Annotated in this window: 19 protein-coding genes; 14 read left to right on the forward strand and 5 right to left on the reverse strand. The window is 65.2% G+C overall.

From position 1 onward, the window contains the following. The first annotated feature begins 3 nt into the window (after nucleotides 1–3). Genes tssG through ATB98_RS20050 form a run of 7 tightly spaced genes read left to right on the forward strand, consistent with a single transcriptional unit; the run spans nucleotide 4 to nucleotide 10,931 of the window. A complete protein-coding gene (gene tssG, locus ATB98_RS20020) occupies nucleotides 4–1,044 on the forward strand; it encodes a type VI secretion system baseplate subunit TssG (RefSeq protein WP_066876689.1) in 1,041 nt (346 codons plus the stop codon). Continuing rightward, the gene (locus ATB98_RS20025; protein ID WP_066876690.1) at nucleotides 1,034–2,242 is read left to right on the forward strand and encodes a type VI secretion system-associated FHA domain protein; all 1,209 of its coding nucleotides are present in this window, start codon (nucleotides 1,034–1,036) and stop codon (nucleotides 2,240–2,242) included. The genes tssG and ATB98_RS20025 overlap by 11 nt, the downstream gene beginning before the upstream one ends. After that, the gene (gene tssK, locus ATB98_RS20030; RefSeq protein ID WP_066876691.1) at nucleotides 2,239–3,579 is read left to right on the forward strand and encodes a type VI secretion system baseplate subunit TssK; all 1,341 of its coding nucleotides are present in this window, start codon (nucleotides 2,239–2,241) and stop codon (nucleotides 3,577–3,579) included. The genes ATB98_RS20025 and tssK overlap by 4 nt, the downstream gene beginning before the upstream one ends. Continuing rightward, nucleotides 3,576–5,102, forward strand: coding sequence for a type VI secretion system protein TssL, long form (gene tssL, locus ATB98_RS20035; protein ID WP_066876692.1), 1,527 nt, complete (start codon nucleotides 3,576–3,578; stop codon nucleotides 5,100–5,102). The genes tssK and tssL overlap by 4 nt, the downstream gene beginning before the upstream one ends. Further along, complete coding sequence (gene tssM / locus ATB98_RS20040) at nucleotides 5,099–8,575, forward strand: type VI secretion system membrane subunit TssM (protein ID WP_066876693.1); 3,477 nt, start codon at nucleotides 5,099–5,101, stop codon at nucleotides 8,573–8,575. Before tssL ends, tssM begins: the two co-directional genes overlap by 4 nt. A gap of 14 nt (nucleotides 8,576–8,589) precedes the next feature. Next, complete coding sequence (tagF, locus tag ATB98_RS20045; protein WP_066876695.1) at nucleotides 8,590–10,017, forward strand: type VI secretion system-associated protein TagF; 1,428 nt, start codon at nucleotides 8,590–8,592, stop codon at nucleotides 10,015–10,017. Next, nucleotides 10,014–10,931: a protein kinase domain-containing protein gene (locus ATB98_RS20050; RefSeq protein ID WP_066876700.1), complete on the forward strand. Its 918-nt coding sequence runs from the start codon at nucleotides 10,014–10,016 to the stop codon at nucleotides 10,929–10,931. Before tagF ends, ATB98_RS20050 begins: the two co-directional genes overlap by 4 nt. Here ATB98_RS20050 and ATB98_RS20055 read toward each other — a convergent pair. Then, on the reverse strand, nucleotides 10,928–12,061 hold the full coding sequence (locus ATB98_RS20055) for a polysaccharide biosynthesis/export family protein (protein WP_066876702.1): 1,134 nt from the start codon (nucleotides 12,059–12,061) through the stop codon (nucleotides 10,928–10,930). The two genes, ATB98_RS20050 and ATB98_RS20055, sit on opposite strands and share 4 nt — an antisense overlap. Nucleotides 12,062–12,262: 201 nt before the next feature. Next, nucleotides 12,263–13,582, reverse strand: a complete 1,320-nt coding sequence (locus ATB98_RS20060; protein ID WP_066876704.1) for a DUF763 domain-containing protein — start codon at nucleotides 13,580–13,582, stop codon at nucleotides 12,263–12,265. 154 nt (nucleotides 13,583–13,736) lie between these two features. Between ATB98_RS20060 and ATB98_RS20065 the strand changes: the two genes are divergently transcribed. After that, complete coding sequence (locus tag ATB98_RS20065) at nucleotides 13,737–14,312, forward strand: DNA-3-methyladenine glycosylase (RefSeq protein WP_066877379.1); 576 nt, start codon at nucleotides 13,737–13,739, stop codon at nucleotides 14,310–14,312. Nucleotides 14,313–14,429: 117 nt separating this feature from the next. Continuing rightward, nucleotides 14,430–15,317, forward strand: coding sequence for an NAD(P)-dependent oxidoreductase (locus ATB98_RS20070; protein ID WP_066876717.1), 888 nt, complete (start codon nucleotides 14,430–14,432; stop codon nucleotides 15,315–15,317). Between the two features lie 64 nt (nucleotides 15,318–15,381). Here the strand turns inward: ATB98_RS20070 and ATB98_RS28090 are convergent, their stop codons facing one another. After that, complete coding sequence (locus ATB98_RS28090; RefSeq protein WP_084435613.1) at nucleotides 15,382–15,894, reverse strand: DUF2442 domain-containing protein; 513 nt, start codon at nucleotides 15,892–15,894, stop codon at nucleotides 15,382–15,384. Further along, a complete protein-coding gene (locus tag ATB98_RS30565; protein ID WP_153435869.1) occupies nucleotides 15,866–15,997 on the reverse strand; it encodes a DUF4160 domain-containing protein in 132 nt (43 codons plus the stop codon). The genes ATB98_RS28090 and ATB98_RS30565 overlap by 29 nt, the downstream gene beginning before the upstream one ends. Before the next feature lie 389 nt (nucleotides 15,998–16,386). Here ATB98_RS30565 and ATB98_RS20085 point away from each other — a divergent pair, with 389 nt between their 5' ends. From ATB98_RS20085 to ATB98_RS20105, 5 genes are all read left to right on the forward strand, one after another. Next, entirely contained in the window at nucleotides 16,387–17,196 is an 810-nt protein-coding gene (locus tag ATB98_RS20085) for a TIM barrel protein (RefSeq protein WP_066876721.1), read from the forward strand. A 237-nt stretch (nucleotides 17,197–17,433) separates the two neighbouring features. Further along, nucleotides 17,434–18,363, forward strand: coding sequence for a sugar ABC transporter substrate-binding protein (locus ATB98_RS20090; RefSeq protein ID WP_066876722.1), 930 nt, complete (start codon nucleotides 17,434–17,436; stop codon nucleotides 18,361–18,363). Between the two features lie 142 nt (nucleotides 18,364–18,505). Next, complete coding sequence (locus tag ATB98_RS20095; protein ID WP_066876723.1) at nucleotides 18,506–20,047, forward strand: sugar ABC transporter ATP-binding protein; 1,542 nt, start codon at nucleotides 18,506–18,508, stop codon at nucleotides 20,045–20,047. A 34-nt stretch (nucleotides 20,048–20,081) separates the two neighbouring features. Further along, nucleotides 20,082–21,107 carry an ABC transporter permease gene (locus tag ATB98_RS20100; protein ID WP_066876725.1) on the forward strand — a complete coding sequence of 342 codons (1,026 nt, stop codon included), beginning with the start codon at nucleotides 20,082–20,084 and terminating at the stop codon, nucleotides 21,105–21,107. A gap of 358 nt (nucleotides 21,108–21,465) precedes the next feature. Beyond that, nucleotides 21,466–23,277: a methyl-accepting chemotaxis protein gene (locus ATB98_RS20105; RefSeq protein WP_066876726.1), complete on the forward strand. Its 1,812-nt coding sequence runs from the start codon at nucleotides 21,466–21,468 to the stop codon at nucleotides 23,275–23,277. A gap of 42 nt (nucleotides 23,278–23,319) precedes the next feature. Here ATB98_RS20105 and ATB98_RS20110 read toward each other — a convergent pair whose 3' ends face one another. Next, nucleotides 23,320–24,351, reverse strand: coding sequence for a LacI family DNA-binding transcriptional regulator (locus ATB98_RS20110; protein ID WP_066876727.1), 1,032 nt, complete (start codon nucleotides 24,349–24,351; stop codon nucleotides 23,320–23,322). Nucleotides 24,352–24,423 lie beyond the last annotated feature (72 nt).

Consider the following 24,423-nt stretch of genomic DNA (forward strand, 5'->3'; position numbering starts at 1 on the left):
GGCATGAGCGATCCTGCTGCAGAAGAGACGGAGATGCTGGCCGCGCTGCTCGAGCGGGACCCCGGTCGCTTTGAGCCGACCACCGCCTTCCGCGTCGCTCAGTCGGCGGCCGAACTGGCCTTCGAGGGCGTGAATCTGGACGTCAGGTCGCATTCGGGCGTCTCGCCGGCGGCATTGCCGGTCGGCGCCTTTCGCCGTCGCAAGGGCAAGGCGTCGCTGACGAGCACGCTCGCCGCCCTCACCGGACCGCTCGGCTCCCTGCCTCCGTTCTACAACGACCTGGTCATGCGCGAGGAGCGCAACCGGTCTCGGGCACTCGGCGCCTTCTTCGACCTGTTCAGCGCCCGCATGAGCGAACTCTTCGTGGCCGCCGGCGAAAAATATCGCCTCGCCCGCCGCCTGCGCTGGAGTCGCGACCGCAGCGACAACGCCTTCATCACCAGCCTCTTCGCCCTCACCGGTTTCGGTACGGCTCGGCTCAAGGAGAGGAGCGGTGTCGACGAGGACCTGATCCTGCGCTTCAGCGGCTTTTTCGCCGCGCGCACCCGCAACGCCGCCAACCTTCGCGCGATGCTCCGGGAGTTCACCGGCCTTCCCATCGAAATAGAGCAGTTCCGCGGCCGCTGGCTGGCGATCCCGGTCGAGGAGCGAAGCCAGCTCGGGCAGCCAGGCGGCATCCAACTGGGCGTAAATGCATCTGCCGGGGCCTTCGTGCAGAATTTCAGCGGCAGTTTCCGCCTCGTCGTCGGTCCGCTCGACTACCCCGATTACCAGGCGCTCGCACCCGGCGGACGCCGCGTTTCGGAGATATTCGCGCTGACGCGACTCTATGTCGGCGCTGGCCTCGATTTCGACGTCCAGGTGATCCTGAAGAAGGAACAGATCCCTGAGTGCAGGCTCGGCGATCAAAGCGAACCGGCAAGGCTCGGCTGGAACAGCTGGGCGCGCGTCGCCCCGGCGGCACAGGACAGCGGCGACGCAATCATCCCCGAGCCGGTCCGCCTCGAGGCCGGCAGCCAGAGCGAGGTCGATAATGCGGCTTGAACTCAGGCAGATCGCCGGCGAGGCCGTTCGCGCCGGTCAGGAGGGCTGGGCTTTCGAGCGCGGCCGCCGGACGATCGGGCGCGGCGCCGATTGCGATTGGCAGACGCCGGACCCGCGCCGTCTCGTCTCCAAGCACCATTGCACCATAGAGCGCGACCGGGAGGGCTTCATCCTTCGCGACCAGAGCGCCAACGGCTCGCTTGTCGACGGGGTTCAATTGCGCGAAGGCGACTCCGCCCGGTTGAGCGACGGGTCGCGGATCGCATTCGGCGGGCTCGCCTTCTCGGTCCGCATCAGCGGCGAACCCGACCGCGATCTCGATGATCCCGATACCAGGCTCACGCTCAGCGATGAACCGCTGACCATATCCTCGATCCTCGCCGACGTGGCGCCGGGCGGGTACACGGGCGACGGCATTCTCGGCCGGCGCGGCGCCGACTTGACGGATTTGCCGCCCGCCGCGCCGTCGAAAAAAGCCGGCGTCAAGTCCTCGCGCGATGTCGAGATCGGCTGGGAGGGAGCGCCGCCGATCGACGGCCTGGCGCGGCCGATCCTGCCGGACGACTGGAATGCGGACTTCGACAACAGCAACCGCTACGAACACCAGCCGGCGCCGCATGTCGCCATTCCCGAGCCCAAGCGGCGGCAAAAATCCGTGCCGGCACCCGACGAGGAAGCGGCGGACGCGACGGTCATCGCGCCAGTCGCCGGCAAATCCGCCGGCGCTGCCATGTCACCGAGTGCTGCGCTGCACGACGCCTCGCCGCTGCTGAAGCGTCTCGAAAACCTGCTCGACCAGATGGATGAGGCGCTTGCCGGCGCCTATTCCACCTTCGAGCTCGCTCCTCCGGCCGCGACCGGCGACGACGATTTCCTTGCGGATGATCGGGAGCAGGCGCTTCTCGACCGCCTTCAAGGGCTGATCGCGCTTCAGATCGGCCTCAACGAGCGGCTGGGGCGGCTCGTCAATGAGGCGAGCCACATGCTGGAGCCGCGCATCATCGAGGCCCGGGTCGATGCCGAACCGCGCAGGCTGCCGTGGCTCAACGACCGCAGCTATTGGCAGGCCTATCGCGCCCAGTTCGAAAAGGATGAGCGGCAACTCTCCCTGCGCGAGCTGTTGCGAGCGGCCATGCTCGGAACCGGCGAGGGAGAGGACCACCGTGATACCGCAGGAAGGACACGTCCGGATAAATGAGACACGAAAACAGAGTGGCCTGGAGCGAGGGCATGTTCCTTCGCGTACAGCATTTCCAGCAGTCCGATCGCTGGACGGAACGGCTCGTCCGCAGCGCGACCCGTCCCCTCAGCCCCTATCCCTGGGGCATCGCGGAGATCGGCATCGATCGCAGTGCGCTAGCGATCGGCCAGTTCGCGTTATCGACCCTGCGCGGTATCATGCCGGACGGGACCCCCTTCGAGGCGCCGGTCGATGCCGACCTGCCGCCGCCGCTCCCGCTCGACGAGGCGACGAAGAACGCCATCGTCTACCTCGCGCTCCCCGCGCGCCAGCCCGGCAAGGCGGATATCGCGCTCAATGGTGGCGGCAAGCTCAATCAGGTCCGCATCGTCGCCAGCCACTACGAAGCGCCGGATGCCAATGTGGATACGGATTTCATGGCGCCGATCGACGTCGGCCGGCTCGGTCTGAGGTACCTCAAGTCCGGCGACGAGCTTTCCGGCTATGACCTGATCGGGCTTGCCCGCGTCATCGAAGTGCGTTCCGACAGGGCGGTCGTGCTCGACCCGGACTATATCGCGCCGAGCCTCAGCTGCGCGGCCGAGCCGCGGCTCAACGAGTTGATCACCGAACTGCTCGGCATCGTCCGCCATCGCGCCGCGGCGATTGCCGAGCGCATCGGTGACCCGACGATCCGCGGCACCGCCGAAGTCGGCGACTATTTCCTGCTGCAGATCCTCAATCGCGCCGATCCGATGCTCAAGCACATCGCCTCGAACGCGACACGGCTGCACCCGATCGTCTTCTACGAGCAATGCATCCAGCTCGCGGGAGAGCTGGCGACGTTCACCACCGACAGCAAGCGAGCAAGCGACTTTCCGCCCTACCGCCACGACGACCTCAAGGGGACATTCGCCGCGGTCTTCGACGACCTGCGCGCCTCGCTGTCGTCGGTGCTGGAGCAGGCCGCCGTTTCGATCGAGCTCATCGAACGCCGCCATGGCGTTCGCGTCGGCATGGTCAACGACCGCTCGCTCTTGAAGGACGCCGGCTTCGTGCTGGCCGTCAGGGCCGAGATGGAGGCGGAAGAGGTCAGGCGCAAGCTGCCGGCGCAGATCAAGGTCGGACCGGTCGAGCGCATCGCCGATCTCGTCAATGTGGCGCTCGCCGGCATACCGGTGCGGCCGCTGCCGGTGCTGCCGCGGCAGCTGCCCTACCGCTCCGGCACCGTCTATTTCGAACTCGACACCAAGAACCCGCTTTGGAAGCAGCTCGACACCTCGGGCGCGATCGCGCTCCATCTCGCCGGCGAGTTTCCCGGGCTTGAAATGGAACTGTGGGCGCTAAGAGAATGACAAACGAACGCTCAACTTCCTGGCAGGACCTGCCGACCGTCGTCGAGATCACCGAGGAAGGCGCCCGCAAGGCGAAGACCGCCCGCAAGATGGCGGAAATGCTGGACGACATCGTCGAGTTCAAGGGCGCCGCGGATGCGGGCGGCCAGTCGTCGCCGCGTGGCTGGTCCGTCCAGTCACTGGTCAAGGACTTCGATTTCGGCGGCGAGGGTATTCCGACTCTCGTCAAGTCGGGCGCGCCGCTTCTCAACCTTGCCCATGCACTGCGCCATGCCGAAACCGAGCCGGACATTCAGGATCTGCGCCGCACGGCGGTCGGGGCGATCACCCGCTATGAGCGCGACCTGGCGTCGGCCCGCATCAGCCCGGAACGGGCGCGCGCCGCCCATTACATCGTCTGCGCCACGGTGGACGACGTCGTTCTCAGCAAGCCTTGGGGCGTTCGCGCCGGCTGGGCGCGCTCCGGCCTCGTCTCGACCTTCCACATGGACGTGACCGGCGGTGACCGCGTCTTCGACCTGCTCGATCACTTCCACCAGAGCCCGGGCGCCAACAAGGACCTGCTGCTCCTCATCTATCTCAGCCTGTCGCTCGCCTTCGAGGGACGTACCCGCATCTCGGATCGCGGCACGCTGGAGCTCGGCCGCATCCGCGACGGACTCTACAAGACCCTGCTCGGCCAATATGGCGTCTTCGAGCGGGAGCTTTCACCGCATTGGCAGGGGGGTTCGGCCCGTCACGAGCCGTTGCGCACCGCCGCGGCGCTCTGGACGCTCCTGTCGGCGCTCGTCCTGCTTCTGGCGATCGGCTACGTCGTCGTGACCTATTCGCTGAACGACAGTTCCGACGGCACCTTCCGCCGGCTGGCCAATCTGCCGCCGCGCGAAGCGCCGAGCCTCTTGGTCGAAGCGCCGCCGCCGGCCGAGCCGCCGCCGGTCGTCGCGGCACGGCCGGCACCGCCCCCGCAACCGCCGCAGCCGGAACCGCCTCCGGCCCCGAGCCGGCTTGAAAACCTGCTCGCCTTCCTGCAGCCGGAAGTCGACCGCAAGCTCGTGACGCTGTCGAACGCCGAGGGCCGCCTGCTCGTCCGCATCAACAATTCGGGGCTGTTCGATGTCGGAAGCGCCGAGGTCCGCGAGACCTTCCGCGGCCTCATCGAGCGGATCGGCGGTGCGCTCGCCGCCGAGAAGTTCCGTGCGATCGTCATCGGCTATACGGACAACGTCCCCATCCGGACGGTCGAATTCCCCTCCAACTGGCATCTGTCGGAAGCGAGGGCAAAGGCGGTCGGCCGGATTCTCGCGGCCTATACCGGAACCGATGCGATTCTGACCGACGGGCGCGCCGACAGCGATCCGATCGCAAGCAACGACACGCCGGAAGGCCGAGAGATGAACCGGCGCACGGAAATCCTGGTGCTGACCGATCCCGAAGAACGGCTCGACGACGCCGGGATTGGGTCGGCGCCGGTCCGCACCGCGCCCCCCACCGGCACGCCCGACGCAGGAAACGCTGCACCATGAATCCATTAAGCTATTTCTACACGCTCCGGTCCTATGTCGAGTCCTATGCGGGGCTGCTCGGACGCCGCTTCCTGTCGGTCATCTGGGTGGCGGCGATCTGTGTCGTCATCTGGTTCTACGGCTATCTTCTCGGCTTCGGCGAATTCAAGCCGCTTGCGAGCGTCACCGCCCGGCTCGTGGCGATCGCCGTGGTTCTAGTCGGCTGGGCCGCCTATCTCGCCTATTCGTTCTATCAGGCGCGCAGGCGCGACACGGAACTCGTCGAGGGTCTGGCCGGAGGTGCCGAGGCAGATGCGGCCGCGAGCCAGCAGGCGGAGGTCGCGGAGATCCATGGCCGGCTGAAGGAAGCCCTGGCGCTGCTTCGGCGGGTTACGCGCAAGCGGTTCGGCTATGTCTACGAGCTGCCCTGGTACGTGATTTTCGGTGCCGCCGGCTCCGGCAAGACGACGGCGCTTACAAATGCGGGACTGAAGTTCCCGCTCGGCGATGCGCTCGGCAGCAACGCTGTCCAGGGCGTCGGCGGCACGCGGAACTGCAATTGGTGGTTCACCGACGAGGCGATCATCGTCGATACGGCCGGACGCTACACCACCCAGGACGACCTCAACGGCGCCGCCAAGGCGGGGTGGGAGGGTTTCCTGAACCTCCTGCGCAGATATCGCCGTGCACAACCGGTCAATGGCGTGCTGGTAACGATCTCGATCGCCGACCTCAAGTGCCGCGACCACGAGGCGCAACTGGAGGAGATCCGGGCGATCCGCCAGCGCCTCGCCGAGCTCGACGAATTCCTCGGGGCCCGCGTGCCGGTCTATATCGTGCTGACCAAGGCCGACCTCCTGGCCGGTTTCGTCGAATTCTTCGACGGCTTCAGCAAGACCGACCGCGACCAGGTCTGGGGCATGACCTTCGGCCTCGATGAAAGCCACAAGGCGACCGGCCTACCCGAGCGCTTTCTCGAGGAATTCGCCCTCCTGCAGGAGCGTGTCGACAAGATGCTGATCGAGCGGCTGCAGCAGGAGCCGGATGCCGAACTGCGCGGACGGATCTTCCGCTTTCCGGCCGAGCTCGCCGCGCTCAGGGACCGCCTGCACGCGGTGATGAGCGAACTCTGCACCGGCTCGAAGCTCGTTGATCCTCCCCTCTTGCGCGGCGTCTATCTTGCGTCGGGAACGCAGTCGGAAACCAGGGGGGCCACACCGCGCCTGAAGCGAAGCTATTTCCTGTCGCGCCTTTTCAAGGAGGTCATCTTCGGCGAAGCCTCGCTCGTCGCGAGGGACCGCCGGCTTTCGCGCCGGCAGTTGCTCCTGCGGCGCGGCGCCTACGGAGCGGCGACCGCCATTCTCGTCGTCGTTCTGGCGAGCTGGGTTTCGAGCTATGTCCAGAATGCCGGCGCGCTCGCGGATGCCGAAAGGCGCCTCGATGCCTATGAACAACTGGCGCGCGGCATCTCGGTCCGCGACGTCTCCGATGCTGATTTCCTGCGCGTCCTACCGGCGCTCGATGAACTGAGGGCGGTGCCGTCGGGCTTCGCGCAGGCGAGCTTCTGGCCCTTCAGCTTCGGCCTCAGCCAGGAAAGCAAGATCGCCGGGCGCCACCGCGACGCCTATCAGCGTGCGCTGAACGCCCTTCTCCTGCCCCGCATGCTGGTCCAGTTGCAGAAGGAGATGAAGGCGGGTGGCGACACGGCGCGGACCTTCGACGCGCTGAAATTCTACGGCATGCTCGGCGGGCTCGGCCCCATCGACGACGAGTTCGCGGCACTCGAAGCGGAGGACATGTTTGCGGCCCTCTATCCCGGCGAGGGACGCGCCGCGGCGCGGCACGCGCTCCTCGATCACGTAACGGCGATGGCGGCGGGCGCGCTGCCGCCGGTCGACCTCGACCCGCGGCTGATCGCCGAGACCCGCGAGAAGATCCGCGTGCAGGGTCTTGCGGCCCGGGCCTTCGACATTGTCGCCAATTACCGCGAGGCGCGGGCGCTGCCCGCCTGGAACGCGGCCGACGCACTCGGCCCGCTCGGTGAAAAGGTCTTCGTCCGGGCCTCGAAGGCGCCACTGCGGCAAGGCATTCCGGGTCTGTTCACCGCTCCCGGCTACCGCACCGTCGTCCTGCCGCGCATCACCGATGCGGCGCGCGAGGCGGTGGAAGAGCATTGGGTGCGAGGCGGCAAGGACGAGTTTGCGGGGATGACCGTCGACGCCGTGGCGCAGGCGGCGCTGCAGCTCTATTTCGATGCCTTTCGCCAGCATTGGACCGGATCGCTTGCGGATATCCGCGTCCGTTCGTCCGAAACGCCGGCCGAGGCTACGGAAACGGCGCGGATCCTCGCGAGCGATCCGAGCCCGGTGGAGGCGGCGGCGAGATCGATCATCGCTGCCACGGATCTTCGCACCTTCACGGGCGGCGAAGTGGCGTCGACCGCCGCCGAGACGACCAGCGCAGCGACGACCGCACTTGCCAGCGCAGCAAATGCACCGGACCTCTATGCCGGACTGCGCGAGGCGCTCGAGGTGCCGCAGGGGACCGGCGACGCCGCAGGCGAGGAGAAGCCCCGCTCGCAGGTCCAGGCGCTGCGGCCGCTGCTGCAGAATGTCTACAACCAGCTCTCGCGCGCCTCCACGGCCTCGGCCGAGATTGCCAAGGTCTTCGACGTCGACGGTCAGTTGACGAGCGCCAATCAGGACCTGCTGCAGGAGGCGCGCCGCCTGCCGGCGCCGCTTGATGCCTGGATGGCGGGCGTTGCCGTCGACATCGGTTCGCTTGCGGTGAAGACCGCCAGGACACGTGTCGCCGACTTGTGGGCGAGCGAGGGCGCAGGTCTTTGCTCCAGCATCATCTCCGGCCGCTATCCCTTCGACCGCGCCTCGCCGCGCGACGTGCCGATGGGGGATTTCGTGCGCCTTTTCGGGCCGGAGGGCCTGTTCCACACCTTCTTCAAGGAGCGGCTGGAAGCCTTCGTCGATACCACGTCGAGCCCCTGGGGATGGCGCGGCACCTTTGGTGCCGAAGGCATCCCGAGCGCCGGAATTGCCGCTTTCGAAAAGGCTGACGCGATCCGCCGCGCCTTCTTCCCGACGTCCGACGCCGGCCCCACCGTCGCGATCAAGATCAAGCCATTGTCGCTCACGCAATCGGCCAACGCCGTGCTGCTCGAGATCGAGGGCGAGAGGGTGGTCTACTACCATGGCCCGATCCAGGCGAAATCGATCGCCTGGCCTGCGAACGAGGGCAGCAAGGTTTCGCGCATCGCGTTTCAGCCCGGCGGCTGGCAGCAGGCACTGACGGAGAACGGCGACTGGTCGCCGTTCCGGCTGTTCGACCGGGCCAAGCTGACGGAGGAAGGGCGGGATCTGTTCCGCGCCCGCTTTGAAAACAACGGCCAGGCGGCGGAATTCGAGGTGCAATTCGGCACCGTGCTCAACCCCTTCCGCTTGCCGGCGCTCGCTGATTTCTCCTGCCCCGTCCAGTTCTGAAGGGACATGATGCGATGAGCCAGTACCGGACGAGCGAAATCAAGGCGGCGGAAGTCGACCGGATCGGCTTCTTCGGAAAGCTCCCGACCCATGGCGATTTCGTCGCGACCGGCATCGGACAGGTTCTCCAGCGCGAGCTCGACGATTGGCTCCAATCCGGCTTGAGAGCCGGCGAGGAACGCCTTGGCAGCGGCTGGCGTGCCGTCTTCCATGCCATGCCGCCCTGGCGCTTCATCGTCGAAAAAGGACTTTGGGGGCCGGCGACGGTCGCCGGCATCCTGTTGCCGAGCACGGATCGGGTCGGTCGCAGCTTCCCCCTCGTCATCGCGGCGCAGCTCCATTCCTTCGACGATCATCCGCGGCAGCTTTATCTCGATGCCGCCTGGTTCACCGCGGCGGAAGCGCTGGCGGAAACCTCATTTGCCCGCGACTTCGACATCGCCACGTTCATCGCCAGCCTGAAGCGGCTCCGCCTGCCGCACGCCGAAAAATCTCCGATCGCCGGCTGGTTTTCCGCGCAGCGGCGGGAGGGCAGCACGCTTTGGTGGAAGGCGGAGGCGATAGACCGTGACGTCAAGGCGTTCCGCACTGCTTCGGCGCCGACGACCATGGACTTCCTGCGGCTGATCGACGGCGTGCGGGCCTCCAAAGCGGCGGAGGCCCAATCCCGCGACGACGCCGAGCCGGCGGCGGCATTGGCGTCCCCGCGGGCGACGGGGACGGAGGCTCCTGCCGCCGTACCGCCGGTATGGGGAACGGAGCCGGCAAGGCCGCTTTCCGACATCGCCCATAGCCATGCCACCCATCCCGGTACACGGCTTTCGCTTAACGCGGACGCACTCGTTCTATCCGACGCCGCAGGCCTGTTCGCCCTTGCCGACGGCATAGGCGACGATGTGGCCGCGGTCGAAGCGGCACGCCTCACGGCAGCGACGCTTGCCGAAGCGAACCGACATGACGCCATCGAAGACAACGCGCAGGAGATCAAGGGAAAGCTCGGTCGCGCCCACGGGCTGCTGCAGTCCATCGGACACTCCGGACAGCGCCAGACGCCGGCCGCGAGCGTCGTGGTGCTTTCCGTCAGGAACGACGCTTTCGCCGTGGTCTGGGCCGGCGACGCGCGGTGCTATCTACTGCGCGACGGCCTGATGCGCTGCCTCACCCGCGACCACGTGGAGATCGGCATGAAGCGAAGGCTGACGCGCCATCTCGGCGCCGAGCGCCAGCTCGTTCCGGAAACGCATGTCGGCCGGCTCGCCTCTGGCGACCGCTTTCTCCTGTGCAGCGGGAGCCTGCCGCGCGTGCTGAGCGAACGGGCAATCGCCGAGGTGCTCCTCGACATCGAGTTGGGGCGAGCGGCAAGCGTCCTCGTGCAGGACGGGCTGATCGCCAATTCGCGCGACAATCTCAGCGCAATCGTCGTCGAAGCGAGCCTGGCATGAGCGATGCGGCAGACGATCTCGCCATCGTCTCGGCGCGGTTCTCGGCGCTCTGGGATGCGATCATCGACGCCGGTGCGGCTTCGCCGGAGAACCGGCTGTTGTTGGTCGACCGCGTCCGCGACGCACTCGACCGAGGCCATTCGAGGCTCTCTCCGCTCGCGCCCGAACTCATCGCCAACAGCTTCGCCGTCGAAGACATCGTCCATGCCGGCGATCGCACCCTCGTGCTCAGGCTCCGCCACCGGGACCTCGGCACCGTTCACGCCTTGAAGACCCTGCCGCCGGAACGGCGCGACGATGCGGTCCTTCGGGGATGGTTGCTGCACGAGGGTCGACTCGCGGGCGCTCTCGACCATCCGAACATCGTCACACCTCGCGCCGTGCTGCGGCTTTCCGATGGCCGGCCGGCACTTCTCTCGGACTGGATGCCGGCGACTTTGTCGTCGCGGCTGACGGGAGGCCGCTTCAGCGCGTCAGAGATCGCCGATCTCCTGCACCCGCTGCTGACGGGTCTCGGCTATCTTCACGGCAAGGGCATCGTTCACGGCGATATCTCCCCGGCGAACCTGTTCTTCGCCGACGCGGCCTCTGCCCAGGTCATGATCGGTGATTTCGGTCTGGCACTTCGAGAGGGCGAGCGGCCGGGAGACCTCGCCGTGGCGCGAGGCGCCCATCCGCATTTCGCCGCCCCGGAACAACTGGCCGGCGCGCGCCCCGACCCGAGGTCCGACCTCTACTCATGCGGCCGCATTCTCGATCTGCTGATGACACGATGCGGCACGGCCGCGGCAGCAATCCCGGAGCTCACCTCACTTGCGTCCCGGCTCACGCAGCCGGATCCCGCTCATCGACCGGCCGACGCGGCTGCGGCACTGGCTTGGCTCGGCAGCTCATTGCAGCAGGCCCGGCGTTAGTTCGACCCCGGAAGCGGCGCCGCCGCGGTGGGCGCGCTCTTCTGGAACACCGTGATCAGCTTGGCGGCGTCGACGAGGCCGGCATTGCTGGCGTAGAGCATGTCGCCGTCCTGCATCTTGAACTGCTGCATCAGCCCGAAATTGGCGACGTCATGCAGGTTGACCCGGTAGATCACCGGCTTCGAGGTCACGACCGGGACGGCGGCGGATTTCAGGTCGCCGCTCGTCGGCTGGATGAAGACCTGCTGGTTGCGGAAGACATAGAAGTTGCGTGCATCGGCGCGGTCGTCGAGCAAGCCGCCGGCCCGGGCGAGCGCCTGCGCCAGGGTGAGTTTGCCCTGCTCGAAGTCGAATTCGCCGACGCTCTTGAACGCGCCGATCGCGGTGAAGGTCGGCGCGTCGTTCTCGACGAACACCTGGTCGTCCGGCAGCAGGTAGACGTTCTGGCTGCTGTCCTCCAGCAGGCGGGCGAGCGGCACGCTGGCGCGCTGCTTTCCGCGGATGAGCGTGACCGTCGTCGAACCCGGGGCCGAGGAGGCGCCGCCGGCAAGCGCGATCGCGTCGAGCACCCGTTCCTTGCGTGCCGTCAGCGGAAAGCGTCCGGCTGCCCTTACATCGCCGTTGACGACAATACCCGTGGTCGGCTTTTCGACCACGTTCACGATCGCCTGCGGGTTGACGGCAGTGCCTCGCAGACCGCTGACGATCTGGGCCTGCAGACCTTCCGGGGTCGACTCGAGCACGCGCTGGCGACCGACGAAGGGAAGAGTCACGAAGCCGCTCGAATCGACGGTGAAACGACCAAGGTTGAGGGTCTTGCTGTTGGCGGAGGAAAACAGGGCCTCCTCGCCCGAATCGATGATCGTCACCTCGATCACGTCGCCCTTGCGCAGCCGCTGGTCGAGGTAGCCTGCGGAGCGCATCACGCTCAGGCCTTTGTCGCTCGGAAAATAGGACAGCGTCGCCGCGGACGTGACACCGACGGGAGCCTTCGACAGGTCCACGACCTGGATGCGTTCGCCCGTGCCGGCAACCTTCGCGTTGTAGATATCGCTTGCGTTCGGCCCGTCGGAGGGACGCGCGCAGGCGCTCAACACGAGGCAAATGGCGACCGGCAGCAACTCCCGCATGGCATATCCTCTTGGTAGATTCGCGCGACGCAGAAATACCAGCCATGCGTGTTCTGACAATATGCTCAATCGGCAATTATGAAGTGTGACAACTTTAAGGCAAGCCAATGTGGCACAAACGCAACCACCCATCCTGCGGCCCCTCCGAGCCGGCAAGATGAGGTCTTCGCCGTTCGACACTTTAGCGCGCTGCAACCCGTATCATCGGGATCGATTCGCAGGGGATGCGCGGCTTACTCGTCCCGCCTTGTCGGCCGGCAAGGGAGCATCGGCCCCACCGTCTTCGCCGTGGTGCGGCTCCCAACCGAAAACGCTGCGCCCGCCGAAACGGGCCGAGTCCCGGAATTCGCCCGCCACGATCTCCTTGAGGTCCGGACCCGTGACGTAGCGCTCCAATCGACGCGACTGGTCATCGAGCCGCTTCAAGGCTGCGAGCTCTTCCTCCCGCCCGAGCCTGCCGTTCCTGACGGCCGACTTCATGACGTTGATCGTCTCGTCATAGACCTTCAAGGGGACAGGAAACGGATGCCGGTCCTTGCCGCCATGGGCAAGCGAGAAGCGGGCGGGATCGGAGAAGCGGCACGGCGCACCGTGCACGACCTCGGCGACCATCGCCAGCGCCTTGACGGTGCGCGCACCGACGCCGGGCACCATGAGCAGCGCCTGGAAATCCTTCGGCCCGCGATCGGCGGCGGCCGCGAAATTGCCGTGCAGGCGCCTGAGATTGACGTCGCTTTCACGCACGTCGTGATGCGCCGGCATGATCAGATGCGGCAGGAGCGGCTGCGCCGGCGCGGCCGGTTCGACGCCGCGCTGCTCGATCGAGGCGAATTCCCGCACCAGGCCGTCCGGCCCCAGCGAGTGGAGGAGGTCGAGCTGCAGCGCCCGCGAGGCGGCCGCGCGGCGATCGGCGAGGTTGACGATCTCGCCCTGCCCTCTGCCTTCGATCGCGGCATGCGGCGAATCGACGAAACTCGTGAAGCCCTCCGACAGCCAGTGATAGCGCCTCGCCTGCCGCCGCTCGCCGTTCATGCCTTGCTGGACGACGACCCACTTGCCGTCGTCGGTGACGATGAAGCCGTGCAGATAGAGATCGAAGCCGTCCTGAACGGCGGCACTGTCGACCTTGGCGACAAGGCGGCTCGCATCGGCGAGCGCGCTGCCGTCGAAACCGACCCGCTCGCCGATCGAGACGAGTTCGCCCGGTGTCTTGCGGGAGTGCTGGCCGCGGCCGCCGCACACATGGATTCCGAGTTCACCGGCACGCGGCCCGAGTCCGCGCTTCAGCGCCCCGACGACGCTGGTGGTGATACCGGAGGAATGCCAATCCATGCCCATGACGGCACCGAAGGATTGAAACCAGAAGGGATGTGCAAGGCGCCGCAGAAACTCGTCACGCCCGTAATGCTGCACGATCGCCTCGGCAATCAGCGCGCCGAGCCGCGTCATGCGATCGCCGAGCCATTTCGGGACCTGCCCGCCATGCAGCGGAAGATCCGCATTGCCTGTTCTCTGTGCCATGATTTTCCCGTTCGCTTCGCCGCCACGCTACCATGGCCGCAAGCGGCACCGGAAGCACGCGCTGCGTGCGGGCGCCAGTTCCGTCAGCGCGCCCATCGTGGGCTGCAGCCCTGTGAATTGCCGCCTGGCTTCCCTAAATCGGTTCTTATCCTACATGGAGGCAACGACCCTGCTCAATCAAGTGACGTGGGATACCAGTTTCTTCGAACGCCGCGCCACCGAGGTGGCGGCGGACCTCATCGGCGCCGAATTCGCGGTGTCGGGCATCGGCGGCATCATTGTCGAGACGGAGGCCTATCTCCCCGATGATGCCGCGTCCCACAGTTTTTCCGGCGCGACCGACCGCAACCGGGCGATGTTCGGTCCGCCGGCGCATGCCTATGTCTATCTCTCCTACGGCCTGCATTGGTGCCTGAACTTCGTCTGCCTTCCCGGCAGCGCCGTGCTGATCCGCGCCATCGAACCGAGGTGGGGCATCGAGACGATGCAGGCGAGGCGGGGTGTCCGCGAAGAAAGGCTCCTATGCTCCGGCCCGGGACGCCTCGGCCAGGCGCTGGCGATCAGCAGGACACAGGACGGCCTGCCGCTCTCGAAAGAACCGTTCCGCCTCCACCTGCCCGCTCGTCGTCCGCCGATCTCAACCGGCATCCGCGTCGGGATCACCAGGGCCGTCGAGCACCCCTGGCGTTTCGGGCTTGCGAACTCGCGCTTCGTCAGCCGAAAATTCTAGCAACGAGAAACGCTTGCACGGGGTCCCCCGCGCAGGCTCGACTTATCGGAGTCGATCGCGTTCAATGATTCCGTGACGACCCCGAACACCGGACAGCCAATCACAGGAGGGAGACCAATGACGAAAGCGAATGTGGGCTTCATCGGACTCGGGCTGATGGGTCAGGGCATGGCGGCGAACATCCTGAGGAAGGGCTGGCCGCTCTGCGTGATGGCGCATCGCAACCGCGCGCCGGTCGACGCGCTCATCGCCGAGGGCGCGACGGAGGCAAGGACAGCGCGTGAGCTGGCGGAGCATTGCGACATCATCGTCCTTTGCGTCACCGGCTCGCCGGAAGTCCTCTCGGTCGTTGAAGGCCCGGACGGCATCGCGGCCGCCGGCAAGCCGGTCACCATCGTCGACTGCTCGACCTCCGATCCCTCCGTCACCACGAAACTTGCCGCTGACCTCGCCGGCCGGTCAATGACCCTCATCGACGCGCCGCTCAGCCGCACGCCGGCGGACGCCGCTGCCGGCACGCTCGACGTCATGGTCGGCGGCGGAGACGAGGACGTGCGCCGCGTCCGGCCCGTGCTCGAATGCTTCGCCGGGCGCATCGTCCATACGGGTCCGACCGGCACCGGCCACACGATGAAGCTGCTCAACAACTTCCTCGCGATGGGCTATGCGGCGCTCTATTCCGAGGCGCTGATGCTCGGACGCAAGGCCGGGCTCACCCCGGAAGTCTTCGACAGCGTCATCCGCGGCGGCCGCATGGATTGCCCCTTCTACCAGACCTTCTTCCGCTGGGTGCTGGAGCGCGACCGGAACGCGCACAAGTTCGCGATCCGCAACGGTTTCAAGGACATGAGCTATCTCGCCGCCTTTGCCAATGCGAGCGGCGCCGCCAACCCGATCGGGGCCGCGGTCCGAAACGCCTTCGCCCAGGCGGTGGGCGCCGGCCGGGGTGAGGACTACGTGCCGATGCTGTCGGACTTTATCGCCGAGGCGAACGGGATCCGTTGACCAGCCAAAGACCGATGTCCTCATCGCGCGGAAACAGTGTTTCGCCGGCCGCGCAGCGCCAACATCATGCCTTGAGAAGCGCCTCCGACGGGCTCCCCTGATTGTCGTTCGCTCCGTCTTGTCGGTCGATAAGGTAACGTGTGGCGAATGCTATATGGCGGGGGATCGGCTTGGTACCTCGGTAATCGGCAACCAAGCGGCGCGAGATATCCAGAGCCGCGGCCATGCCTTCCAAGCTCATGCCCAACTCGTCCATGGCTCTCACAAAGTCTTGGTTACTAAAGATCGCCGGTGGCAATTTACTCAGCCAGACTGCAGAAAAGTCCAGGCCATTACTCCATTCGATCGAGTCACCAAACTCGCTCACACGAAGGGTCTGAAACAAGGCGTCATCGGTTCGAAGCGGTATGTAAATTCGCCGGCTTTCAAGTGCCGGCGCTAAATCGACTATTCTTTCCTGGCCGGACTGCCAACGAACGTGCACGAGACGAGCCTCGCGCGCTTCAGCTTTCAGTATCCGTGGAAGCGGCGAGCCTACAGAAATGACGTCATTGTTCGTTGAGTCGATGCCACTCATCTTCCAACTCCTTCCGGTGCTCACGGGCCCAATCTACAGCAGCGCGCAAACTTGCCGAGTCGATGCTGCCCTGAATGACAATCAAGTCCGAGATCGTAATCATCGCCTGATGGTCAGGCGTCACGACGTGGAAATGGGGGGATTATGGTCGTTCGAGAAAATTCTGATGTGAATATTCCCGATGCGCTTAACAGTCGGCATTCTCTCATCTCCACCGCGAAGCAGCTTAATGCACGACATGCACCATTTCAAGACTCAGTGCATAGCGTGCACTATTTATTCCGCGGATCGTTGTTCGGGCGGAGGACATTCGCTAGGCGTGAGAGAATTCCATCATTGTCGGATTACTATCTTGCAGGAATGCGATGACCTTGGTCCCCTGAAGCTTTGACTGACACCTGCTAACTGGCGAATGTGCCATGAGCCCGAAATGGAACAAACGTTCCGAGTTGCCGCGGCAATCATTCCAAGCATTCCTGGAGGACTTCTCAAATGACCGCCCTTGCCTTCGCCCTCAACCATATGGCCGCGCCCGGCCTGCCACTCGACGCATTCTTCGCGCTGGCGAAGTCGCTCGGCATTTCGGCGGTAGAGATCCGCAACGACCTCTCCGGCAACGCCATCCTCGACGGTACGACGCCCGCGGCGGTGAAGGCGCTTGCTGAAAAGCACGGCGTGACGATCATCTCGATCAATGCGCTGCAGGGCTTCAACGAATGGAACGAAGCGCGGGAAGCGGAGGCGCGCGACCTCATTGCCTATGCGCGCGACTGCGGCGCCAGGGCACTGGTGCTCGTGCCGGTCAACGACGGCAGCGGCCAGAAGGACGGCGAGCGCCAGGAGAATCTTCGCATTGCCTTGAGGGCGCTGAAGCCGATGCTCGAGGCGGCCGGCATCCTCGGCCTCGTGGAACCGCTCGGTTTCGATATCTGCTCGCTTCGTTCCAAGGCCGAAGCGGCAGAGGCAATCCGTGAGATCGGCGGCGCGACCTTCCGTCTGGTGCACGACACGTTCCACCATCACCTCGCGGGCGAGGACGCATTCTTCCCGGAGCTGACCGGTCTCGTGCACATTTCCGGCGTCGCCGACAGGCACGTCGCGGTCGGCGACATGCGCGACCCGCACCGCGTCCTCGTCGATGCGGAAGACCGGTTGGACAATGCAGGGCAGATTCACCGTCTTCGGGCGGAAGGCTATCAGGGCCCCTTCTCTTTCGAGCCGTTCGCTCCGCCGGTGCATGCACTCGGCGAGCCTGCGGTCGCCCTCCGCGAAAGCATGGAATACCTCCGGTCCCGCGCCTGATCATGGCCGCCCGGGAAAGAGGATAAATTCACCGGGGCGCCGCATGATGCACTTGACGGCGCCCGGATAAAATGGAATACATATTCCGTAATAGTGAACCACTGGTTTGTTTGTTCCGTTTTCATCGGATGCGCAGCGGGAGTGCCGCATCCGGTTGGCAATGAGCTCGATCAGAGAAAATCGAGTTTCCGGCGTGAGAGAGGGTGTTGCCGGCACCAGGTGTGGAGGAGAAATAATATGAAGAAATTCATTCTGGGCACCGCGATGGCCGTCATGATGTCGACGGCTGCGCATGCGGAGACGATCGGCGTCTCGATGGCGCTCTTCGACGACAACTTCCTGACGGTTCTGCGCAACGGCATGCAGGACTACGCCAAGACGCTGAACGGCGTCGAGCTGCAGATCGAAGACGCGCAGAACGACGTCGCCAAGCAGCAGAGCCAGATCCAGAACTTCATCGCCGCCGGCGTCGACGCGATCATCGTCAACCCGGTCGATACCGACGCCACCGCAGCCATGTCGAAGATCGCCGCGGATGCCGGCGTCCCGCTGGTCTATGTCAACCGCGAACCGGTGAACATCGACTCGCTTCCGGACAATCAGGCCTTCGTCGCCTCGAACGAAGCCGAGTCCGGCACGCTGGAGACGCAGGAGATCTGCAAGATGCTCGGCGGCAAGGGCAAGGCCGTCGTGATGATGGGCGAGCTCTCCAACCAGGCGGCCCGCATGCGTACCAAGGACGTCCATGACGTGCTTGCTACCGATCAGTGCAAGGGCATCGAAATCGTCGAGGAGCAGACCGCCAACTGGTCCCGCACCCAGGGCGCCGACCTCATGACCAACTGGCTTTCCGCCGGCCTCGAGTTCGACGCAGTCATTGCCAACAACGACGAAATGGCGATCGGTGCCATCCAGGCGCTGAAGGCTGCCGGCCGGTCGATGGACTCAGTCGTCATCGGCGGCGTCGATGCCACCCAGGATGCGCTCGCCGCCATGGCCGCCGGCGATCTCGACGTGACCGTGTTCCAGAACGCTGCCGGCCAGGGCCAGGGCTCGGTCGACGCCGCGCTGAAGCTCGCCAAGGGCGAGAAGGTCGAGAAGAAGGTCTACATCCCCTTCGAACTCGTCACGAAGGAAAACCTGGACAAGTACCAGACCAAGAACTGATCGTTCTCTATGGGGGTGCGGTCAGGCCCGCGCCCCCTTTCTAAAACGAGTCCCGCCGAGGCCCCGATGGGTCTAAAGAAGGCACACTCCGCCCGCCGCGTGGACGTTCCGGCCAATGCCCGGAAAATGGGGAGGCAAGAGAATGACGCTCAGCCCGAAAACGATGGCAGCCGTGCGCGCCAGCGGTGCCGTACCCAATGCCGAATATCTGCTGACCGCAGAAGGCGTGCGCAAGGAATTTCCCGGCGTCGTCGCGCTCGACGACGTCGAGTTCAAGCTGAAGCGCGGCTCCGTGCATGCGCTGATGGGCGAAAACGGCGCCGGCAAGTCGACGCTGATGAAGATCCTCGCCGGCATCTATCACCCCGACCGCGGCTCGGTGAAGCTCAAGGGGGTCGGCATCCAGCTGAAGTCGCCGCTCGACGCGCTCGAGAACGGCATCGCCATGATCCATCAGGAGCTGAACCTGATGCCGTTCATGACGGTCGCCGAGAACATCTGGATCCGCCGCGAGCCGAAGAACCGCTTCGGCTTCGTCGACCATGGCGAGATGCGCCGTATGACGGCGAAGCTCTTCGAGCGGCTGAAGATCGCCATCGACCCCGAGATCGAGGTGCGCCACCTCTCGGTCGCCAGCCGGCAGATGGTCGAGATCGCCAAGGCGGTCTCCTACGAATCCGACGTCCTGATCATGGACGAGCCGACCTCGGCGCTGACCGAGCGCGAGGTGGCGCATCTCTTCGAGATCATCCGCGACCTGCGCTCGCAGGGCATCGGCATCGTCTACATCACCCACAAGATGAACGAGCTGTTCGAGATCGCCGACGAATTCTCGGTGTTCCGCGACGGCAAATATATCGGCACGCATGCCTCCACCGACGTCACCCGCGACGACATCATCCGCATGATGGTCGGCCGCGAGATCACCCAGATGTTCCCGAAGGAGGAAGTGCCGATCGGCGACGTCGTGCTGTCGGTGAAGAACCTGACGCTCGACGGCGTCTTCCACGACGTCTCCTTCGACGTGCGCGCCGGCGAGATCCTCGGTGTCGCCGGCCTCGTCGGCTCGGGCCGCTCCAACGTCGCCGAAACGCTGTTCGGCGTCACCCCGGCAAGTTCGGGCACGATTTCGATCAACGGCAAGGAAGTCGTCATCGACAGCCCCAACACGGCGATCCGCAACCGCATGGCGTTCCTGACCGAGGACCGCAAGGACACCGGCTGCCTGTTGATCCTCGACATCCTCGAGAACATGCAGATCGCCGTGCTGCAGGACAGGTTCGTCAAGGGCGGCTTCGTCACCGAGAAGGAGGTCACCGCCGCCTGCGAGGAGATGAGCCGCAAGCTGCGCGTCAAGACGCCGAACCTCAATGAGCGCATCGAGAACCTGTCGGGCGGCAACCAGCAGAAGGTGCTGATCGGCCGCTGGCTGCTCACCAATCCGCGCATTCTCATTCTCGACGAGCCGACGCGCGGCATCGATGTCGGCGCCAAGGCCGAAATCCACCGCCTGGTGACAGAACTCGCCCGCAACGGCGTCGCCGTCATCATGATCTCGTCGGAAATGCCCGAGGTGCTCGGCATGAGCGACCGCATCATGGTCATGCATGAGGGCCGCGTCACCGGCTTCCTCGACAGGGCAGAAGCCACCCAAATCAAGGTCATGGAACTTGCCGCGCGCTGACCGCGTGCAATGCCGACCGCAGGGAGGAACGAAAATGGATACCAATATCGCTGCACAGGGCACGACTTCGACCCTCGGCGGGTCGAGGCGGCGCATGCCCCCCGAACTCAACATCTTCCTGGTGCTGATCGGGATCGCGCTCGTTTATGAAGTTCTCGGCTGGCTTCTCGTCGGCCAGAGCTTCCTGATGAACCCGCAACGCCTGACGATCATGATCCTGCAGGTGTCGGTGATCGGCATCATCGCGGTCGGCGTCACCCAGGTCATCATCACCGGCGGCATCGATCTTTCGTCGGGCTCGGTGGTCGGCATGACGGCGATGATCTCGGCCAGCGTCGCGCAGGCCTCCACCTGGCCGCGCGCCCTTTATCCGTCGCTCACCGACCTGCCGGCGATCGTGCCGATCGGGCTTGGCGTCGGCATCGGTCTCATCGCCGGCATCATCAACGGCCAACTGATCGCCAGGACCAGGATTCCGCCCTTCATCGCGACGCTCGGCATGATGGTATCGGCCCGCGGCATCTCCAAGTGGTACACCAAGGGCCAGCCGGTCTCGGGCCTCACCGAACAGTTCAACTTCATCGGCACGGGCATCTGGCCGGTCATCGTCTTCCTCGTCGTCGCGCTGATCTTCCACGTCGCTCTGCGCTATACCCGCTACGGCAAGTTCACCTATGCGATCGGCGCCAACGTCCAGGCGGCACGCGTCTCGGGCATCAATGTCGAAGCGCACCTGGTCAAGGTCTATGCGATTGCCGGCATGCTGGCGGGCCTCGCCGGCGTCGTCACCGCGGCGCGCGCCCAGACCGCACAGGCCGGCATGGGCGTCATGTACGAACTCGATGCGATCGCCGCGACAGTCATCGGCGGCACCTCGCTCACCGGCGGCGTCGGCCGCATTACCGGCACGGTGATCGGCACGATAATCCTCGGTGTGATGACCTCCGGCTTCACCTTCCTCAGGGTCGACGCCTATTACCAGGAGATCGTCAAGGGCGTTATCATCGTTGCCGCCGTCGTCGTCGACGTCTACCGCCAGAAAGGCCGGAAAAAGAGCTAAAAAAGACTACTCCTCCCAGTGCAGTGACTGGCCGGGATGACGATGGGCATCCCGGCTTTTTCTTGTCTGCCCGTCGGGCAGCGAGATCGTCCCTCCTTTGCGGGGAGGATCGGCTGGGCGATCGGCGGCATGAAGCCCCGCGCTTAATTGCGCAGTAATAATTGTCATATAATTATGCTCGCTATACGAGAACGCCACCAAGTTTCGCCTTTAGCGGAAGGCTTGGTCTGCATGACGCTGGACGTTCGGCGCCGGGGTTAGCCCGGATATTTTCATCACTTGCTACTGATTTGCCGATCCCTCGGGGCATCGCGTCAGCGGTGGCGCCTCGAGCGCCCGGGTATTTTTGGAGAGATTGATGAAGGTGACCATTGCACGCGGCCTGGCGATCTTCGGGATCATCGTTACCGCCGGCCTGATGATTTCGATCGGAATAAAGACCTATGCCTTCGACAAGCTTCGGGTGAACGGCAGCGTCTACACCCAGGTCGTTTACGGGAAGGACCTGATCGCCGACATCCTGCCGCCGCCTCTCTACACCGTCGAATCCTACATGCTGGCGATGGAAGCGGTATCCAATCCGGAGCTTGCCGGAGGCAATCTCGAAAAGATCGCGACCCTGAAGCGCGCATTCGACGAGCGGCGTGCCTATTGGAAAACATCGACGGCCCCCGAGGCGCTGAAGGCGAAGCTCGCGAACGACGTCATCGGCAGGGCCGACGTCTATTGGGCGACGATGGATGAAAACTTCCTCGCGCCGTTTCGCAACGGCGATCCGGCGTCCGCCGCGCAGGCGCTCGGAGAACTGAAGACGACGTTCCATCACCACGAGACCGCCGTCAACGAGCTGGTGGCGATGGCGGACAGCTTCCTCAAGGGGCAGGAAGCGGGCGCGGCGTCCGACACGGCCACGCTATCGCTCGCCGCAAACGTCAGTTCGGTGGTTTCCGTGCTTCTGCTCTTGACCGGCCTTTGGTTTTTCCGCCAGCGCGCGGTGAAGCCTCTGGCCGCCATGTCCGGCTACATGGAGATCTTGGCGGCCGGCGACTACAGCCGCGATGTCCCCTATGCGGAGCGTTCGGACGAGATCGGCGCTGTCGCGCGCTCCGTTGCCGTTTTCCGGACGGCGGCGATCGAGCGTCGCAATGTGCGCGAGCGGACCGAGGAGGAACGGCGCCTTCGCGACGAGCAGGAGGCCGCGCAGAGGCAAAGGAAGGCGATCGAGGAACAGGAGCGGTCGCAGGTCATAACGCATCTCACCCATGGCCTCGGGCGTCTCTCCGCCGGCGATCTTTCGGTTCGCATCGAGGAAAGCTTCGCACGGGAGTACGAGGAACTCAGGGGCGAATTCAACGCGAGCGTCGAACGGCTGGCAGAGACCATCTCCACCGTCCTCAACGCGACCGCAAGGCTGCGCACGAGCTCCTCGGAAATTGCAGGCGCCACCGACGATCTCGCCAGGCGGACCGAACAGCAGGCGGCTTCGCTAGAACAGACCGCCGCTGCCTTCGACGAGATCACCGCGACGGTGCGCAATTCCTCGGAGCGCGCGCAGGAGGCAAGCGTCGTCATGGGGGCGGCGAAGGAGCGCGCCGAGAAATCCGCCATGGTCGTGAAGAGCGCGGTGGCGGCGATGGAGCGCATCGCCGGATCCTCCGCACAGATCCAGCAGATCATCAATGTCATCGACCAGATCGCTTTCCAGACCAATCTCCTGGCGCTCAACGCCGGCGTCGAAGCCGCGCGCGCCGGCGACGCCGGCAAGGGCTTTGCGGTCGTCGCCCAGGAGGTGCGGGAACTCGCCGGCCGCTCGGCCAATGCCGCCAAGGAGATCAAGGCGCTGATCGAGACATCGTCGCAGGAGGTCGCCGGCGGCGTCGAGCTCGTCAACCGCACGGGCGAGGCACTGACCGGGATCGAGGAACACGTCCAGCAGGTGACGCATCTGATCGCGGCCATCGTAACCGCCGCGGGCGAACAGTCGAGCGCCCTGTCCGACATCAACGCCGCCCTCCATCGGATGGATGAGGTAACCCAGCAGAATGCGGCCATGGTCGAAGAGACCAATGCCGCCTGCCGCGAGCTCAGCGATGAGGTCCAGGACCTCGACCGCATCGCCGGCCGCTTCGAGGTGCAGGACCATGGCGACAGGAGAGGGCGCGCGGCTTGATACATGTCGCCCGGCGGGGCACACCGGCCCCGCCATCGCGGCCTATCTTGCCAGCCACCGCGCTGAAGGCACCGACACCGAATTGCGGACAACCAGGTCCGGCCGGAGCAGGATTTCCGTTTCCGCCGGCTGCCTGCTGGAAAGCAGGTCGAGCAGAAGCGCCATGGCGTGTTTCCCGATCGACGTGCGCGGCTGACGGATCGTGGTCAGTGCCGGGGTCATGAACGTCGCCTGCGGCACGTCGTCGAAGCCCGTCACCGAGAAGTCGCCGGGTATGTCGTAGCCGCGCGCTTTCAGCCCGATCATCACGCCGAGTGCCGTCTGGTCGTTGACGCACATGAAAGCGGTCGGCAGCGTGTCGCGCACGAACAGCCGCTCGACGGCGGCCCGCCCGCTCTCGAGCGTGCCGTCGCCCTCCTGGACCAGGCGAAGCTCCGCCGGCACGCCGGCTGCATCGAGCCCTGCGTCGTAGCCGGCACGCCGCCGCTTGTAGGCGAGCCGGGTGCGGGAATCGCCGATAAAGGCGATCTTGCGGTGGCCTTCGGCAATCAGCAGGTCGACCACCTTGCGGGCCCCCTCCATGTCGTCGACGCCGACATAGGGTATGCCGCCGTTGAAGACGGGCTCGAAGATGCCGACGCTCGGCGGCAGCCGCGCCGTCATGGTATCGTGGCCGAAGGGCAGGATGCCGGTGAAGAGGATCAGGCCCGCCGCCTGGTTGGAGTTCAGGAATTTCAGATATTCGAGCGCGCGCTGGGCGTCGTTCTGCGTATGGCCGATCAGCACGCCATAGCCGTGCGACCGCGCCTCGTTTTCGAGACCGACGAGGATGCTGGAAAAATTCGGGTCGCCGATGTCGGGGGCGACAACCAGGATCATGTTCGACCGGCCGAGCCGAAGACTGCGGGCCATGGCATTGGTCGTGTAGCCGGTGATCGCGATGGCCTGATTGACCTTCAAGCGCGTGGACTTTGCCACTTTCTCGGGATTGTGGATGGCCCGCGACACCGTCGCGATCGACACTTCGGCGATCCTGGCGACGTCTTCGATGGTTGCGGGCGTGGAATCCGACACTCTCGCTCTGCCTTAGGTCTCGTCTACTGCATGCATCCCGGAACCGAGGATAAAAATACGCAGCGATTCAAA

Origin of the sequence: Sinorhizobium saheli (genome assembly GCF_001651875.1) — a bacterium.
Lineage (GTDB): Bacteria > Pseudomonadota > Alphaproteobacteria > Rhizobiales > Rhizobiaceae > Sinorhizobium > Sinorhizobium saheli.

Coding starts and splice junctions, on each gene's coding strand:
- tssG (WP_066876689.1), top strand. CDS start 4: ATGAGCGATCCTGCTGCAGAAGAGACGGAGATGCTGGCCGCGCTGCTC.
- ATB98_RS20025 (WP_066876690.1), top strand. CDS start 1,034: ATGCGGCTTGAACTCAGGCAGATCGCCGGCGAGGCCGTTCGCGCCGGT.
- tssK (WP_066876691.1), top strand. CDS start 2,239: ATGAGACACGAAAACAGAGTGGCCTGGAGCGAGGGCATGTTCCTTCGC.
- tssL (WP_066876692.1), top strand. CDS start 3,576: ATGACAAACGAACGCTCAACTTCCTGGCAGGACCTGCCGACCGTCGTC.
- tssM (WP_066876693.1), top strand. CDS start 5,099: ATGAATCCATTAAGCTATTTCTACACGCTCCGGTCCTATGTCGAGTCC.
- tagF (WP_066876695.1), top strand. CDS start 8,590: ATGAGCCAGTACCGGACGAGCGAAATCAAGGCGGCGGAAGTCGACCGG.
- ATB98_RS20050 (WP_066876700.1), top strand. CDS start 10,014: ATGAGCGATGCGGCAGACGATCTCGCCATCGTCTCGGCGCGGTTCTCG.
- ATB98_RS20055 (WP_066876702.1), bottom strand. CDS start 12,061: ATGCGGGAGTTGCTGCCGGTCGCCATTTGCCTCGTGTTGAGCGCCTGC.
- ATB98_RS20060 (WP_066876704.1), bottom strand. CDS start 13,582: ATGGCACAGAGAACAGGCAATGCGGATCTTCCGCTGCATGGCGGGCAG.
- ATB98_RS20065 (WP_066877379.1), top strand. CDS start 13,737: ATGGAGGCAACGACCCTGCTCAATCAAGTGACGTGGGATACCAGTTTC.
- ATB98_RS20070 (WP_066876717.1), top strand. CDS start 14,430: ATGACGAAAGCGAATGTGGGCTTCATCGGACTCGGGCTGATGGGTCAG.
- ATB98_RS28090 (WP_084435613.1), bottom strand. CDS start 15,894: ATGAGTGGCATCGACTCAACGAACAATGACGTCATTTCTGTAGGCTCG.
- ATB98_RS30565 (WP_153435869.1), bottom strand. CDS start 15,997: ATGATTACGATCTCGGACTTGATTGTCATTCAGGGCAGCATCGACTCG.
- ATB98_RS20085 (WP_066876721.1), top strand. CDS start 16,387: ATGACCGCCCTTGCCTTCGCCCTCAACCATATGGCCGCGCCCGGCCTG.
- ATB98_RS20090 (WP_066876722.1), top strand. CDS start 17,434: ATGAAGAAATTCATTCTGGGCACCGCGATGGCCGTCATGATGTCGACG.
- ATB98_RS20095 (WP_066876723.1), top strand. CDS start 18,506: ATGACGCTCAGCCCGAAAACGATGGCAGCCGTGCGCGCCAGCGGTGCC.
- ATB98_RS20100 (WP_066876725.1), top strand. CDS start 20,082: ATGGATACCAATATCGCTGCACAGGGCACGACTTCGACCCTCGGCGGG.
- ATB98_RS20105 (WP_066876726.1), top strand. CDS start 21,466: ATGAAGGTGACCATTGCACGCGGCCTGGCGATCTTCGGGATCATCGTT.